The organism is Enterococcus sp. M-BR2 (assembly GCF_056612775.1).
The window spans coordinates 2,413,658-2,430,144 of the sequence record NZ_CM152743.1; the positions used below are offsets into that span (position 1 = coordinate 2,413,658).

At 39.4% G+C, this 16,487-nt stretch carries 14 protein-coding genes and 1 pseudogene; 13 read left to right on the top strand and 2 right to left on the bottom strand.

The window, feature by feature from the left end:
* Nucleotides 1-87 precede the first annotated feature (87 nt).
* Complete coding sequence (locus AC1F25_RS11730; protein WP_002287551.1) at nt 88-945, bottom strand: LysR family transcriptional regulator; 858 nt, start codon at nt 943-945, stop codon at nt 88-90.
* Nucleotides 946-1,064: 119 nt separating this feature from the next.
* Here AC1F25_RS11730 and AC1F25_RS11735 point away from each other — a divergent pair, with 119 nt between their 5' ends.
* The 6 genes and pseudogenes from AC1F25_RS11735 (at nt 1,065) to AC1F25_RS11760 (ending at nt 7,398) form a co-directional block, all read left to right on the top strand.
* Nucleotides 1,065-1,976: an ACP S-malonyltransferase gene (locus AC1F25_RS11735; RefSeq protein WP_151668772.1), complete on the top strand. Its 912-nt coding sequence runs from the start codon at nt 1,065-1,067 to the stop codon at nt 1,974-1,976.
* A 6-nt stretch (nt 1,977-1,982) separates the two neighbouring features.
* On the top strand, nt 1,983-3,629 hold the full coding sequence (gene mdcA / locus AC1F25_RS11740; RefSeq protein WP_479994130.1) for a malonate decarboxylase subunit alpha: 1,647 nt from the start codon (nt 1,983-1,985) through the stop codon (nt 3,627-3,629).
* Nucleotides 3,630-3,730: 101 nt separating this feature from the next.
* A complete protein-coding gene (locus AC1F25_RS11745) occupies nt 3,731-4,030 on the top strand; it encodes a malonate decarboxylase subunit delta (protein WP_151668773.1) in 300 nt (99 codons plus the stop codon).
* On the top strand, nt 4,020-5,696 hold the full coding sequence (gene mdcD / locus AC1F25_RS11750) for a biotin-independent malonate decarboxylase subunit beta (protein WP_151668774.1): 1,677 nt from the start codon (nt 4,020-4,022) through the stop codon (nt 5,694-5,696). Before AC1F25_RS11745 ends, mdcD begins: the two co-directional genes overlap by 11 nt.
* 3 nt (nt 5,697-5,699) lie before the next feature.
* Complete coding sequence (locus AC1F25_RS11755) at nt 5,700-6,290, top strand: malonate decarboxylase holo-ACP synthase (protein ID WP_002335165.1); 591 nt, start codon at nt 5,700-5,702, stop codon at nt 6,288-6,290.
* 23 nt (nt 6,291-6,313) lie between these two features.
* A pseudogene (locus AC1F25_RS11760) lies at nt 6,314-7,398 on the top strand (acyltransferase family protein).
* A gap of 145 nt (nt 7,399-7,543) precedes the next feature.
* On the opposite strand, the gene AC1F25_RS11765 reads toward AC1F25_RS11760, so the two are convergent.
* Nucleotides 7,544-8,794 (bottom strand): IS110 family RNA-guided transposase, encoded by a 1,251-nt coding sequence (locus AC1F25_RS11765; protein ID WP_119364931.1) that lies wholly within the window; start codon nt 8,792-8,794, stop codon nt 7,544-7,546.
* A gap of 406 nt (nt 8,795-9,200) precedes the next feature.
* On the opposite strand from AC1F25_RS11765, the gene mdcB reads away from it, so the two are divergent.
* The 7 genes from mdcB (at nt 9,201) to AC1F25_RS11800 (ending at nt 16,487) form a co-directional block, all read left to right on the top strand.
* The gene (mdcB, locus tag AC1F25_RS11770; protein WP_479994131.1) at nt 9,201-10,070 is read left to right on the top strand and encodes a triphosphoribosyl-dephospho-CoA synthase MdcB; all 870 of its coding nucleotides are present in this window, start codon (nt 9,201-9,203) and stop codon (nt 10,068-10,070) included.
* A gap of 111 nt (nt 10,071-10,181) precedes the next feature.
* Nucleotides 10,182-10,946, top strand: a complete 765-nt coding sequence (locus AC1F25_RS11775) for a TIM44-like domain-containing protein (protein ID WP_002310667.1) — start codon at nt 10,182-10,184, stop codon at nt 10,944-10,946.
* A 488-nt stretch (nt 10,947-11,434) separates the two neighbouring features.
* Nucleotides 11,435-13,516 (top strand): BglG family transcription antiterminator, encoded by a 2,082-nt coding sequence (locus AC1F25_RS11780; protein WP_104835745.1) that lies wholly within the window; start codon nt 11,435-11,437, stop codon nt 13,514-13,516.
* Nucleotides 13,517-13,551: 35 nt separating this feature from the next.
* Nucleotides 13,552-13,854 (top strand): PTS sugar transporter subunit IIB, encoded by a 303-nt coding sequence (locus AC1F25_RS11785; RefSeq protein ID WP_002292534.1) that lies wholly within the window; start codon nt 13,552-13,554, stop codon nt 13,852-13,854.
* Between the two features lie 25 nt (nt 13,855-13,879).
* Complete coding sequence (locus AC1F25_RS11790) at nt 13,880-15,169, top strand: PTS sugar transporter subunit IIC (protein WP_002312716.1); 1,290 nt, start codon at nt 13,880-13,882, stop codon at nt 15,167-15,169.
* An 18-nt stretch (nt 15,170-15,187) separates the two neighbouring features.
* Nucleotides 15,188-15,595, top strand: a complete 408-nt coding sequence (locus tag AC1F25_RS11795; RefSeq protein ID WP_002330731.1) for a hypothetical protein — start codon at nt 15,188-15,190, stop codon at nt 15,593-15,595.
* A gap of 22 nt (nt 15,596-15,617) precedes the next feature.
* A complete protein-coding gene (locus tag AC1F25_RS11800; RefSeq protein WP_002310673.1) occupies nt 15,618-16,487 on the top strand; it encodes a class II fructose-bisphosphate aldolase in 870 nt (289 codons plus the stop codon).

The window sequence follows — 16,487 nt, forward strand, 5'->3', positions numbered from 1 at the left end:
GGCTTATTTCTGAAGAAGTTACTTCTGGAACACCGTTTGTTCGAAAAAAAGAGCTGCGACAAGAATTTTGTCACAGCTCTTTTCTTTTTATTTTCCTAAATAAAATTCTCGCATCGTTTTTGCAATCATTTTGATCAAAGGATGATCTTCTGTGAAGCTAGAAGATAAATAAATTGTTCGTGTCAAGGGCAAATCTTTGATTTCCCGCAAGACGAAAGGATCATTTTTGTCGTAAGACCAAGAAACTTTTGGGAAAAAGCTAACAGCTAAGCCTTGCTTGACAATAGAACGTAATGTCGCAGGATCATCTGTCGTCGAACTGATCGTCAATTCGATACTTTTCGCTTCAAGTGCTGCATCCAGTGTATGACGGAAGGCATTGCTCTTTGACAGCATCAAGATGGGGGTGCGTTGGATATCTTCTAATTGCAGATGTTCTTTTTTCGCAAGAGGATGTTTCTTAGGAATGGCTACATAAACAGGTTCTTTCATGATAGGAATATTGGTCATGCCAGGCTTCATCTCCGAAGTGATGTACAGTACAGGGTCGGTAATATCATCTGGTAAATGATGTTGCATGATCGTTAATTGGATATCAGGATGCTTTTCCATAAAAATTCGGACCAAGTTCGGAATAGAAACAGAGGCTACCTCTAAATACAAAATGACGGAAGTAACGATCTTCTCATTGACCGAAGACAATAATTTGATTCCTTCTTCTAATGTGTCTAATGTCTTGACTGCATATGGATAGAATTCTTCTGCATAAACAGTTGTCTCAATGTTTCTGCCGCTATGGTAAAACAAAGGGACTCCTAATTCGTTTTCCAAATGTTTGATCGCACGGCTCAAGGCAGGTTGAGAAATAAATAATTCTTTGGCTGCTTGGGTGACATTTTTTGTTTCGAACACTTTTTTAAAATACTGTAGATGAAGCAATTTCATAATTATCCATCCCATCCATACCTTTTTGTTATGGTTTTTTCTTTTTTTGGCATTTTTTATTATAGCAGAAATTGACTAAGATAGCAGTGGAAAAAGTAAGTGCTAAGGAGGCGAGGCTCATGAGTACAGGTTTCTTATTTCCTGGGCAAGGCAGTCAGAAGTTAGGGATGTTAGCGGATATCCCTGAAATGTACATGGAACGTTTAGAAAATGTGACGGGGTATCGGTTAGTTGATAAAGAAGAAAACTATCAAGATACGGTTTTTATCCAGCTAGCATTACTGACAAAAGCAGTATTTTATTTAGATGAAATGGAAAAAAACGGTATTCAGCCTGATATTGTAGCAGGACATTCGATCGGTGCTTTTTGTGCAGCTGTTGCTTGTCGATCTTTGACATTTGAGAATGCAGCGGAACTAGTCTATCACCGCGCAGTCTTAATGAAAGAAGCTTATCCAAGCAGTTATGCAATGGGCGTAGTAGTAGGTGTGACGAGAAGTGAAGCAGAGGAAATTGTAGCAAAAACATTTGATCCTGACCACCCAGTTTATTTGTCAAATGAAAATTGTCCCATGCAACATACGTTATCTGGGAGTATCGAAGGTTTATCCGTTACGTTGGCAGAAGCCAAACGGCACCAAGCGCAAACAGCGAAGCTGCTGAAAGTTCCTGTGCCATCTCACTGTCTCTTGATGAATGATACGGTCAAGAAATTCAAGCCGTATATGCAGTCTGTCCATCTATTTGATGCTAGATGTTTGTATATAAAAAATACGGATGGAAGAGCCACTCAGGAGGCAGAAGAGATTCGTAAAGATTTGTTGGAAAACCTAGCTTTCCCTGTGCAATGGAACCAAATGATGGACTTGGCAAAAGAATTAGGAATGGATCTGACGATTGAATTTCCCCCCGGCAATACTTTGACAAAGCTGATTCATACAAAATTTGGTGTAGATAAAGGGATCCGTACGATCAATCTAGACCAACATGGTATTGATGACGCCACGTTTCTATATCAAAAATGGAGATGACTAATTATGGAAAAACCAAACCGCAACTGGGCTTCTAAACGCGAAAAAAAAGCGCAGCGATTGGAAAAAATCAGCAACTTGCTCAATGGCAAGTATGTAGAAACTGAAAAAATCGTAGAAGTGATGGAAAAACTGATTGCTCCCGGCGACAAAGTTGTATTAGAAGGCGACAATCAAAAACAAGCAAGTTTTCTTTCAGAAAGTCTTGAAAAAGTAGATGCAGAAAAAGTGAATGATCTGCATTTGATTATGTCTAGTATCTCACGACCAGAACATTTGAATATTTTTGAAAAAGGAATCGCAAGTAAGATCGATTTTTCTTATGCAGGTGCACAAAGCTTGCGTGTCGCCCAAATGATTGAAGACGGCACAATGAAATTAGGTGATATCCATAATTATTTGGAACTTTATGGACGCTTATTCATCGATTTGATTCCAAATGTCGTTTTAGTAGCTGCAGATAAAGCAGACAAAGACGGCAACTTGTATACAGGTTTCAATACAGAAGAAACACCAACAATCGTCGAAGCCGCAGCTTTCAAAGACGGCATCGTTATTGTTCAAGTCAATGAAGTCGTTGATAAACTTCCTCGTGTCGATATTCCTGGAGACTGGGTAGATGTTGTTGTAAAAGCAGATCAACCTTATCAATTAGAAGCCCTATTTACGCGCGATCCTCAAAACATCACAGAATTGCAAATCCTAATGGCGATGATGGCAATCAAAGGAATCTACGCAGAACACGGCGTACAATCTTTGAATCATGGTATTGGATTCAATACAGCAGCTATCGAATTGTTACTGCCAACTTATGGCGAATCACTAGGGTTGAAAGGGAAAATCGCGAAGAACTGGGTATTGAACCCACATCCAACGATGATTCCAGCTATCGAATCAGGTTGGGTTGAAAGCATCCATAGTTTCGGTGGCGAAGTCGGTATGGAAAAATATATTGCTGCTCGTCCAGATGTATTCTTTGTCGGAAAAGACGGCACGATGCGTAGTAACCGAACATTATCACAAGCTGCAGGACAATATGCCATCGATATGTTTATCGGTTCAACCTTGCAACTAGACTATGAAGGAAATTCTTCGACCGTAACAAAAGGACGTCTATCTGGCTTTGGCGGTGCGCCTAACATGGGACATAATCCTGGCGGTCGTCGTCATTCTACACCAGCATGGCAATCACTTCGCAACAATGATGATCCATTAGGGAAAGGACAAAAATTAGTTGTTCAAATGGTGGAAACATATGGTTCAAATAAAAAACCAGTCTTTGTCGAAGAATTAGATGCACTAGCTGTTCAAAAACAAGCAGGCTTAGCCAATGCACCAGTGATGATCTATAGCGAGGACACCACACATATCGTGACAGAAGAAGGAATTGCTTATTTGTACAAAGCAAAAACAAAAGAAGAACGCCAAGCAGCAATTGCAGCAATCGGCGGTGTTACACCTCTTGGAATGACAAGTACGAAAGAATCACTAGACCGTTTGCGCGATGCCGGCATCGTGAAATTGCCAGAAGATCTAGGCATCAAACGTAGTGAAGCGAAACGTTCATTATTAGCTGCACAAACCATCGATGATTTGATCGAATGGTCAGATGGCCTGTATGAGCCGCCAATGAAATTCAGAACTTGGTCATAAAATTGGCGAGAAAAACCTTTTGTCGCCATTTACCCAGGTGGAAGAAGAAAGACGAATAAGCAGAACGTGTATGCTCTGTTTTACAAAAAGGGGAGAGATCCATGGAACAATTAGATTATAAATATCCAACGAAACAGCCGATCAATAAGAAAATCCATGTAGGAGTGGTCGGTTCAGGTGATTTGGAAATCTTGATGTTTCCAACAGAAAAAAAAGAATCTACTGTAAAAATCTGTACAGGAAGCGATGGCTTCGGCGAAGTATGGAACAACGTATTAACGAGATTTTTTGATCGTTATCCAATTTCAGCAGATATCGTGATCAATGACTTCGGTGCTACACCAGGAGTTGTGTACCTACGATTGACGCAAGCAATGGAGGAACTTTCAGATGAAAAATAGTTTTGTAGAATTAAACGCCAGAGAACGAGTGAACGCTCTACTTGACAATGGACGTGAATTGATTGATCCATTCGATCAAATCATCGCGCCAAGTTTGCCGGCACAAGGAATCGTCCCTGAAAGTGATGACGGGATTGTTGTCAGCCGTGGCACGATCAATGGCAAACAAGCAGTAGTAATCGCTATGGAAGGAAAATTCCAAGGTGGCGGTATCGGTGAAGTTTCCGGTGCAAAAATCGTTGCTGCACTCGAACATGTATTAGAAGAAAACAAAAAAGGAAATGAAATTTTTCCAGTCATCGTACTAGATACAGGCGGTGTTCGTCTGCAAGAAGCGAACTACGGACTGTTATCTATTTCAGAAATCGGAAATGTAATCATTGCTTTGAAACAATATGTACCAGTCATCGGTTTGATTCCAGGACGTGTAGGATCATTTGGCGGTATGTCGATTACTTCAGCATTGATGAGTTATTTGATCTCAACAAAAAAAGCGAGAGTCGGTTTGAATGGTCCAGAAGTTATTGAGCAAGAAGCAGGTGTTCGAGAATTTGATTCTAGTGACAAAGACTTGATTTGGAATACATTAGGATCTCGTCAACGGGTAGAATCAAAAATCATTGATGAACTAGTGACTGATAGTGTAGAAGCAATCAAAGCTGCTGTCATCGCAGCAATGGACGAACGAAAAGACACGCATCGCAGTGAAAGCTCAGCATTTTATTTATCATTACTTGATTCTTTGGATCTTTCAAAACCAATGAGCATTGACGATTACAATGAAGCAATTGCTAACCATCAAGCAAAATCAATGGACTTACCAGAAGTAGCAGAAGGAAATGAACCAGCTGCAACAAGTGTTGGTTACGATTGGTTTGCGGCACTAACTGGCATGAAAAATCCAGCTTCTTCTATTAGTACTGTGTATTATGGCAAATCAAGTAAATTCATAGAAGAAGCCATCGTGACATCGATCGTACCTGATCCTAAAAATCCGATGTACCGTGTACGAAACGGTGAAGTTGGTTTAGTTGAAGGTTTCCGCATGGGACAAATTTTAACTCATGTTTACGAAGAAGATAAAGATAAAAAAGTGAAACGGCCAATCGTCGTTGTGATCGATGTACCAAGCCAAGCATACGGTTATAACGAAGAATTGATCGGTATCCATGTGGCTTTGGCTAATAGTGCTGCTGCTTATGCAAAACTCCGTCAAGCTGGACATCCAGTTATTGGATTGATTGCAGGAAATGCTATTTCAGGTGCGTTTTTAGCACATGGATTACAATCAAGCCGCTTGATTGCTTTAAATAATAAAGAAATCACTGTCCAAGCGATGTCTAAAGAAAGTGCTGCACGTGTGACAAAACGTTCGGTTGCTGAAATCGAAGCAGCTGCTGAAAAAGTTCCAGCTATCGCTTACGATATCAATAATTATACAAAACTAGGAGCAATCTATCATTTCCTAGAAGATATCACCGACCAAGCTGCTTCAGAACAAAATGTCAGCAAAGTCATCGAAGCAATCAATGAAGCCATTCAAGATGTCCGCAATACAAATGATACGATGCTGACAAATCGATACACGAATGAAACAGCCAAAACATTCGGACGTGTCGAAACAAATAAAGTCCGTGCCAAAATGGACGAAGAATGGGATGCATAAAAAATGATTCAAGCACATGATATTGTTGTTTTTGATAAAAAGGAAATCAAGAAAGAGTTGCCAGAATGGTTGAAGCTTTCTCAACAAGTGTATGGTGTCGTTCGGCGTGCTGAACCTGCTGATCGGGGGTTTTTGCCGATTGGTCTGCGAGGTACGGCACGAAATCAGCGCTTGGCTCTTGAGATTCCAAGTGACTCTGTTCAAAAAGTGATCTATCCATGGACAATCATTGATCGAGAATCTTTTCGAGAAAAGGAAGTTGCCCCCTTTCCTGTTTATCAGCAATTTCATGCGGCTAGAAACATATTATCAGGGTGCAAATGGGGGATCGGCGGCAGCTTAGGATTTGAATTATCAACTGGGATTCCGGCAGTAAAAGAAACCAGCGATTTTGATTTGCTGCTGTACGCAGATTCACCGATTGAATTGCCAATTCAGGCAATTCAATCGCATCCTGCTTTTTTTGAGCAATTCGATACCCAAGTCATTACATCAAAAGGCGGATTTTCGCTAAAAGAATACTTGCGGACACCAGAGAAAAAACTCCTGTTGAAAACAACAACAGGGCCAAAACTAACCAAAGAGATTTGGTAATAAACTAAAAGTGAGAGAAAGCGATGTTTGAAAACAAAAAAACCAAAATCAACGTAAGTGACTTCCAGAAAGTATCAGCTGTAACGGCTGTTATGATGCAAACGATATTGAGCTTTGCTTTGGCAAACAGCCACAGCGCAACAAATACAGCTTTTCTTGGTACCTTTTACGTCATCGTTAAATACACAGCACCAATGTTTATTTTTGCAATTGTCTATAATATGGTAAAAACAAGTCAGCATTTGTCTTATTGGGAATTTTTGAAGGAAAAGTTTTTTGAACTAGTCGTTCCGTATCTTCTATGGACGACGGCTTATCTTTGGCTATTCCCAGCAGTCCAACAACAAACTCCGTATACGGATACTGCAAGCTTTTTACTGAAATATGTCACAGGTGATGGAGCGCCTCATTTATGGTATACCGTGATGATGCTGCAGATCCAATTGTTCATGCCGTTTTTTGTTTGGCTCGCTTACAAAGTATTTGCTAATAAAAAATATGTATGGCCAGTATTGATTGGTTCAACGATTTTATATGTTGCATGGTATCTGTTCTATCAAACACAAGTATTGACTGGTCCTTATCATGACAGCTGGTACTTGTTAGATCGGTTTGTTGCTAGTTTCATGATTTACGGGATTTATGGGGTAGCCGCATTTGTTTATCACGAAAAAGTCTATCAATATTTGGACAGAGTACGTTATCTTTTCTTACCTGTTGGCTTAGTTATCGCGTTCTTTTCTGTCCGTTCATTGCTCGCACATCCAGGAGACTTGAGCTTTGCGAATGCGCCTTACTTGAATACGATCCAAAGTTTGTACAGTTTAGTCATCATCTTTGCTGTCTTCATGGGCGCTTCAAAAATGATTGTAAACGATTCGCCAAATTACCATTGTTCAAATGGTTGTCTGTTTATGCTTACCGTACGTATTTAGCAAATGTCTTTGTTTTCCAAGTACTGTTGTTATTGTTTAAAGATAGTTGGCTGCAGTTACCTTCAGGAGTCATGATTCTTGTAGCGTATCTAATGACGGCAAGTTGTGCATTTGCTTTAAGCTGGTTGCTTCACATCATTTGGGTAGCCATCAAAAAAGGGTTCAACAAGTAATAGAAAGAAGTCTAATGGTAATAAGTCAAGATAAAAATGAAACATAGTTTTATTGAGTCACCTGTTTTGAAGCGCACTTAACTAGACCCGACCAAAATCAAAATTTTTTCGGGTCATTTCAAGAATTTGCGTCAATAACAAAGTGTTATTTATCTATCACGCTCCTTGGGGGCGTGTAGAGTTGATGGTTACGTAGTAGCGTATCCACCAGACGCGTAAATTTTCTTGCGGTTAAGACGAGAGCTCGTTTGTGTTGATGTTTTGGAACCTCTTTATATTTGCTTTGATAAAAAGCTTTATATTCGGGAAGATAATTTTTTACAGAGTTGGCAGCTTCAACTAAGTAATAACGGAAATATCGATTCCCTTGTTTTGTCAGAGGCGTGTTTTGTGACTGATAGTTCCCGGATTGTTTGACTTTCCAGCTTAATCCAGCATATTTTGCTAATTTCGTCTGATCTTCAAATCTTTCGATTTGACCGATTTCAGCGATCAATCCAGCGGCGTAGACTTTACCAACGCCTGGAATACTGGTTAAGCATTGGTATTCTGGAATAACAACCACTAATTGTTCGATTGCTTTATCTAGTTCTTTGATGTTCTTTTCAAGAGCCCGTATTTCGCAGACAAGAACACCCAGAACAATATCAATAGACTCTTGGGCTACAGATCCTAAGCGATAGCTTGATCTGATAGCTCGTTGAATCGCCTTGGCAATTTTTTCTGGTTGCTTGAACCGACCTCTTCCTTTTTCTTGAAGTAAGTCACAGAAGGCTTCCAAAGGAAGCTCAGCTAACTCATCGAGGGTGAAGTCTTCTGTCATAAGGGAAATGACTGTGGCACTAAAAAGACTTGTCGATTCGTCTCGCATTTCTCGAGCAAGCGTATTGCATTTGTACGTTAGATTTTCCAGAAAATGTTGTTTTGTACGAGTTAATTGCTTAATGAGTTGATAGCGAGTACGAGTTAAACGCTGTAAAGCCATGTATTTCTCTTCTTTGATAGGGGAAGTTGTGAATCGTTGGATACGCAAAAAGTCAGCAATTCTTAATGCATCGTTTCGATCAGTTTTATCCTCATCAAACATGCGACTGAACTGTTTAATCCGAAAAGGATTTTCAATCGTTACAAGTGTATTGAGTTTCTTCAGCTCCTCATCTTCGTGAAAAAACATGGAAGGGTGAAAGCTGTACATGGACGTTGATTCCATACCAATCACAATCTGATTAAAGTGATAATTCTCATTGAACTCAAGAATCATATCTCGTATGGATGTGGCACCCTCAATATCATTGGTAACAGGGATTTCAGACAATATAGAGAGTTGATCATCGTCAGTTAGAAAACAAACATCTAATTTTTCAGAGCTAACGTCAATACCGACAAATAATTTCATGGAAGAAGGACCTCCTTTCATTTTAAATTTTGGAAAATGCTTCGATACTGTGGGATTCCCCAGAAACTCACTGTATAGCCACAACCTCGCCTAATAGAATACGGTGATAAAAGAGCTAGAAGCTGCCTTCCAACTACTATTTGAAAGTCTAGTCCATTATCGAAACAGCTAATGAGTTGGTAGTGATAACAGTGGCACGGGTAACAGACTTTACAAGGTAGACAAAACTACAGGGGTGAGTAGCAAATTCCCGTTGGATCCTTTCCATACATCCATTGTACTCTGAGAAATCACACAATATCGAAACAAATTCCGGAAGGAATGTGTTATTCAATAAATTTTATGATTTATAGACACCTTGAAAGAAAACTGTTAGACAAAATATATTTTACGAGGAGTGAGTGTCATGATAAATGACGAACGAAAAAAAGCAGTGACTCAGCAACTCGCTGCGTTGGTAGAGGAAGCATTGATCGCAGAAGTAACATTAAACCCAAAACCTGGATTAGTGGATGCACTGGCTGCGGGTGCACATTCCGATATGGACTATGCTTTATTTCTTAAGTCTGCGAAGACGCTGACTCCTTTTTTTGAAGAAATGGCTCAAATAGCATGGCAACATGCTATCGATCAGGAGTTAAGAGAAAAGATTGCTGAGATTGGACGGAAAGCGGAAAAGGCAATGTTGATTGCTACAGATGGCATCAATACCCATAAAGGAGCGATTTGGGCAATGGGGCTATTGACCAGTGTGACTGCACAAAAAATCAGTATGGAACAGCCTTTTTCTTTATCCAAAATACTTGATGATGTCAGTAAACTTGCTGCTTTTCCTGATACAAAATATCGTCATAAAAAAAACACTCATGGGCATACGGTGAAGCAAAAATACGGCGTAAATGGTGCATATGAAGAAGCAGTGTTGGGTTATCCGCATATCAGGCTTGCAATCCAAGCTGCTAAGGAGATAGATAATGATTCTGATGTACAGAAACAAATGCATATGTTGTTAGTTTTGATGAGTTCCTTAGATGACACCTGTGTCTTGCATCGCAGTGATCAGAAAACGTTAGTGGAAATGCAGAAACTTGCTCATGCTGCTAGTCAAAGTGCTTTACCAAATCATCCATTTATAGCACTGTTGCACTTTTGTCAGGAAAACCAAATCTCTCCTGGAGGAAGCGCAGATCTTTTGTCTGCCAGCTTGTTCATGCTGAAGATAGAGGAAATATGGACTGCCAACACCTATGTCTGTCCGATGTCACTTAATGATTAAATTAAGACAAAACTGCTAAAAAAACAGTTTATGCATCTGGTTATTGACTCTTCCTTTTAGCAAGGCTATGATAACAATAGTTTTTTGTAATAAAAGATAACGAGGAAGGCAATGAAAAAAATCAATTATTTAGCAATCATTTTGTTAGTGGGCCTATGTTTGTTTGCTCTGCCGACCCAAGGATTCGCTATCGCGGGTGGTCATGGTGGAGGTACATCTAGCGGTCGAAGTTCGGGCAGAGGTTCATTTGGCGGTCGTTCATATGGGGGCAGTTATTTTAGCAGTCGTTCTTACGGCAGAGATTCTTATGGGTATTATGGTCCAAGTACAGGTCCTTCTAGTTATGAGCAAACGGGATTTCTTGCATTAGCTGTTTTGTCAGTAGGAGGGGTTTCTGCTTTTTCTATCGTCAAGAATAAAAGACAAAAGAAAAGGCTGAAAGCGGAGATATTGTCCCGCATGTCAGGAACGGCTAAAGAAAAGAAAGCACAGTTTCTGGAAATCCAAAAGATATTCATGAAGATCCAATCTGCTTGGGAAGAAGAAACTCCTGAAAAAGCCAGAAGCTGTTATACAGACAAGCTGTTTGCCGAACATCAGAAAGTTCTGCAAAAAAACAAAGCAGACGGTGTAAGAAATCATACTAAAAAAATAACTATTCAGGAAGTAGGGAATTATCGACAGATCCACGAAAATAGTTTTGCCATCCGAATTGATTTCAGATGCTGTGATTATTCAGTCGATCGAAAAGATGGGCGAGTGATCTCAGGAAGTAAGACACAACGACAGTATTTTTCTCAGATATGGTATTTTGATTTTTCTGAGAAAGAAAAAAGATGGCAAGCAGATTTTATCCAGCCGATTATGCTGGATTGACAGAAAATACTTATGAACGGAACTGTGGCAAAAATTTTGTCGTAGCTCCTTTTTCTGAATAAACGGTGTTCCAGAGATAGCCTATCGGCAATAAGGCACGATTTTGTAAAATATGGGAAGCTATTTTTCAAAATCGCTTCTTGTCGCTCAAGGCTGAACATCTCTGTCACAACCTCTCCACTAAATGGTGTTCAAAAGCTTGCATCTACGATAATAAGCCCAACCAAATGAAAAATAGGAAGTACTATTTTTGTTTGGCTGTTCTTATTACTTGATGCAGGACAGCTTTTTCACGACCTCTTTTTTGTATAGATGGGCAAAATTTTTGTAATAATAGGCGTATGTCTTTTTCGTTGAGAAGTTGAAAAAGCATACGGCTTATTTTTTGTTTGCTATGCTTACTTTCTTTCCACTTCAAGTGGCAGAAATATCTACTTTTTATTATGTAAGCGGAATCATATACTTGGAATCAGAAGGAGATCATTTCTATGAAAACAAGAACAATTGAAATACTTCACAGAATCATGACAGCCCAATATCCAGTAAAAGCGGAACATCTAGCAGCTGATTTCCATGTCAGTCAGCGGACGATCCGACAGGAAGTTCTTGAAGCGAATATCTGGTTGAGCAGTAAAAAGCTTCCGGAAATCAGAACAATTCGCAACAAAGGTTTTTTGTTGAAACTGGAGAATGACAAGCAAGTTCGATTAGAAACTGAAATAAAAGAGGTGAAAGACGGCTTTTTGAATCGGCGGGAACGTATTTTTGATTTAGTTTTAGCCATTGCTTACAGCCGAAACCCGATCCATCTAAACAAAAAAGAAGAAGAATTTCAAATCTCTAAAAGTACGTTAGATGAAGATATGCGACGATTACGAGCAACACTGGTCAGTTATGGAATCGAGATCGTCAGTTATGGAAAGCAGGGACTGGTTTATAAAGGTTCAGAACGATCTATCCGTACGATGATCTATGATTTTATCAATCAGAATCTGGGGATGACCGACTTCTTTATGAATCAAGACGCGCAACTAACACCGGCTCAAAAAATCTTTTTCCATTATTTTCCTTTGGTGGAAATCAAAAAAATAGAGGAGATCTATTCCAATAAGTTGTTAAAACAAGAGGATGATATTTATAAAAAGCAAATTCTGATTTTTACATTAATCTGGATCCAGCGAATCAGGAAACATGAATTCATCTCCGCCATTAATTGGAAAAATACAGAAATAAAAGACAGCAGCTTCTCTGCATTTATCGACTACATGATCACGGAATTTCAGTTGAACAATGTCCCACAAGTAGAAAGAAATTATCTTCGTTTCACTATCGAGACGTTCAATGCTAGAGATATCTCCAATTCGATTGAGTGGGTACAAGCTCAACTACTAACGATCCAATTGATCCAATTTGTAGAGAACGAGACACGCATACCTTTTCATCTAAAAGAAGAAGCTTTATTCGAAAATCTCTATAAACACATGGCTGCACTGATCATAAGAATCAAGCATGCTATCCAAGTCATGAATCCATTGAAAGAAAACATCCGAACAAATTATTTTCCAATCCACCGCGCAGTCACTCATTTTGTTCCTACGATCGAAGAAGTAATTGGCGGCAAGATACTGGAGGACGAGATAGCTTTTCTTGTCATCCACTTTTCGACGATTGCCAGTGTGATCAAGCGAGACCTGAATTATGTTTATCAATCAGTTGTTGTCTGTAATCACGGCATGGCTACCGGGAATCTGTTAGCAGAAAATCTGAAAGAAAAATTTCCTCAGATTGAGATTACTGCAGTTTTAAGTTCAAAAGAAATCGAATTAGTGGATAAACTGGATGTCGATTTGGTTTTCAGCACCTTTCAATTGAATTATCGAAACAAGCCGCTTTTAGTTGTCGATCCAATTCTGACTGAGACGAATATTTTAGTTATAGAAGATTTTTTGAAAAGAAATGAAGAACTGCAGCGGTTAAAACCTAACAGTCATGAATCGACGCAGTTATTCACTCAAATAATCGGTGTCATGGAAGAAAGTGGTGGCCGAGTGGACCGCATCATCTATGGCAAGTTGGAAAAATTATTCGAAACAAACAATTTAGAAATCAACAAAAGGGAGGTCCAGCCTATGTTAAAAGATATTTTGACGGACAGCAATATCATAATTAAAGAAAAAGCCGTTACTTGGGAGGAATCGATTGAACGAGCTGCTAAACCATTGGTCAAAGAAAACATTGTTGAAGAACGCTATGTCGAAGCGATGATTCGTGCAGTGAATGAATACGGGCCATATATCGTGATTGGTAAACACATGGCGCTAGCCCATGCTCGACCAGAAGATGGGGTCAATAAGTTAGGAGTCAGCGTAGCTACGATTGAGCAACCAATCGATTTCGGTAATCCTGAAATGGATCCAGTAAAGATCATTTTTTGTTTAGCAGCAGTAGATTCCTACTCGCATCTGAACATCATGAAAGAACTGATCGAACTGATCAACAACGAAGAGAAGTTGGATCGATTGATCGAATGCACCAATGTGGAAGATTTCAAACAACTGCTTTTTCAGTAGTTGAGAAATAATAAATGATACGGGGGAGAACAAAGATGAACAAATTGAACATTTTATTCGTATGCGGCGCAGGTTTAGGAAGTAGTTTTGCAGCACAGATGTCTGCTGAGGATGTTTTGAACAAATTAGGAGTAGAAGCCAAACTGGACCATTGTGATATTTCTTCTGCAGTGTCCATGAAACCAGATGTGATCATCACAGCAGAAAATTTTCGCTCGCAGTTCGAAAAATTCTCAGTCGATCCTAAAACAGCGATGATCTATTTGAAAAATATTGTCTCGAAAAATGAAATTGAAGAAAAAATCACCCCAGTTTTACAAGATAAGGGAGTTATCTAAATAAAAAAGAAAAGAGGATAAAAACATGGGCGTTATCAATTTTATCATCGAAAATATTTTGACTCAGGCATCGATCACCATTGCATTGATTGCTATGTTGGGTCTACTGCTGCAGAAGAAATCAGCAGGACAAGTCATTTCTGGCACGTTAAAGACACTCCTAGGATTCCAAGTGTTGAGTGCTGGTTCGAGTATCATCGTTGGGAGTTTAACTTATTTCGGGAAAATTTTTACTGAAGGATTCCATATGCAAGGGATCATCCCTTCGATTGAATCTATCAATGGTCAAGCAATGAATGATTTAGGTTTAGGCAGAGATATTGCGCTGACGTTCTTAGCCATTTTTGTATTCAATATTCTTTTAGCTCGGTTCACAAAATGGAAGTACATTTTTCTAACTGGTCAAGCCATTTTATGGATGGCGACGATGACGACAGTCTTTGGTTATTTCGCCGGTCTGCGAGGAATCGTATTGATCTTAGTCGGTGGTTTTATCGGAGCTTGTTTCGCCATTGCTATGCCGGCAGTAGCACAACCAATCATTCGTAAAATCACAGGATCAAATGATATTGCTTTAGGGCATTTTTGTACGATTGGGTACTTATTTGAAGCCGGTGTGGCTAAACTTTTTGGTGAGAAAGGCGAAAATAAAAAATCGATCGAAGATATCAAGCTGCCTACACATTTCGAGTTTTTGCAAGATACTTATCTGTCTGTCATGGTCGTGATGGTTCCACTATATATCATCACTGTTTTATTTGCAGGTGAACCATTCGCTTCTGAATTATCAGGAGATCAAAACTATATCATGTTTGCCTTTTTACAAGCCATCCAATTCGTAGTGGGTGTGTATGTATTGCTAGCTGGTGTACGTCTACTGTTAGGTGAAATCGTGCCGGCATTTCGAGGGATAGCTATGAAATTAGTTCCTGATGCGATTCCTGCCTTAGATTGTCCAGTTTTCTTTCCCTACAGCCCAAATGCTGTTATTTTAGGTTTCATTACGACAACGATCGGTACGATTATTGCCATGTTCACTTTGCCGATGTTCGGCTTAGCGATGATTTTACCAGGTATGCTAACGAATTTCTTTGCCGGAGGAACAGCGGGGATATTTGGTAACGCAGTTGGCGGACGTCGAGGAGCGATCATTGGCGGTATTGCTCATGGCTTCTTTATTACATTATTGCCTGCTTTGCTAGTAACGATCTTTAATTCGATGGGGTTCATCAATGCTACAGCAACCGATGTAGATACAGTAGCCGCCGCACTCTTATATGCCTGGATTTTAAGCCCAATTTTGAAAGCATTTTAATTGAAAGTAGGGAAAATGATGTTCGGATTTTTTAAGAAAAAAGAAAATGAACCAAAAAAAAGATCGATAAAAGAGGAAAAAATCCTCTCGCCAGAAGCGATCGAAAAGATTCAATCAGAGATTACACAATTAAATCAAGAGATTTCAACGACCCAAGAGAAGCACGAATTAGCGGAACTTTATGAACAAATTGGACTTAAATTTTCTGAATTGTATGAGAACGATCAAGCCATCCAATATTTAGAAAAGAGCTTGGAAAATAAACAGACGATCGGAGATGGGTATAAAAAACTGATGAGCCTCTATAACCAGAAGCGTGCAGATGCTGCTCGTGCTGGGGATGATCAAGGAATCGATTACTACATGGGCAAAATGGATGAGATGCGACAAATTGCAAAACAAGTAACGATCAAAGGAAATAAATAAAAAGATAAGGTGGCAATAAAAGATGTATACAACATTGAAAGAAGTAACAAAAACAGCAGAAGAATTGAATTTTACAGTTGGAGCTTTTAATACACATAACCTAGAAATGCTTCCTGCCATGCTAGGCGCAGCAAAAGAAATGGGCTCGCCGATCATTATTCAAACAAGTGTCGACACCGCAAAATATATCGGCATGCATGTGTTAGTCAATGTAATGACAGCTATTGCAGAAGAAGAAATGGTTGATGCAGTCTTGCACTTAGACCACGCCCGAGACTTTGATGATATCAAAGAAGCAATCGATAGCGGATATACTTCTGTCATGTATGACGGGTCCCATCTGCCTTTCAAAGAAAATATCTTGAAAACGAAAGCAGTGGTAGAATATGCCCATGCACACGGTGTTTCCGTAGAAGGAGAACTTGGAACGATCGGCGGTACAGAAGAAGGGATCCATGTCGCTGAAAATGACAAGGTATATACAAGACCGGAAGATGCAGTGAAATTTGTAGAAGCTACAGGTGTGGATGCATTAGCTATTGCTATTGGTACGAATCATGGACAATTCAAATCAAAAACAGAAGTGAACATTCCCTTGCTGAAAGAAATCGATGCAGTAGTCGATGTCCCCCTCGTTATCCATGGCGGAACAGGTGTGAAAGAAGAAGATTATCCTGAATTGATCAATAACGGGATCCGCAAATTCAATGTTGGAACGGAGCTTTTAGTCAACTGGACAAAAGTGGCTAAAGGAACCTTTAGTGAAACAGAAATCAACAAGTCTCTTCGCCATAATGTGATTCCAGCAAATGAAGCAGTAAAAGAAATTGTCAAGCATAAGATTGGACTGTTTATGAACTTGGAAAGTCCAATTAACTTAGGAAACAAATGA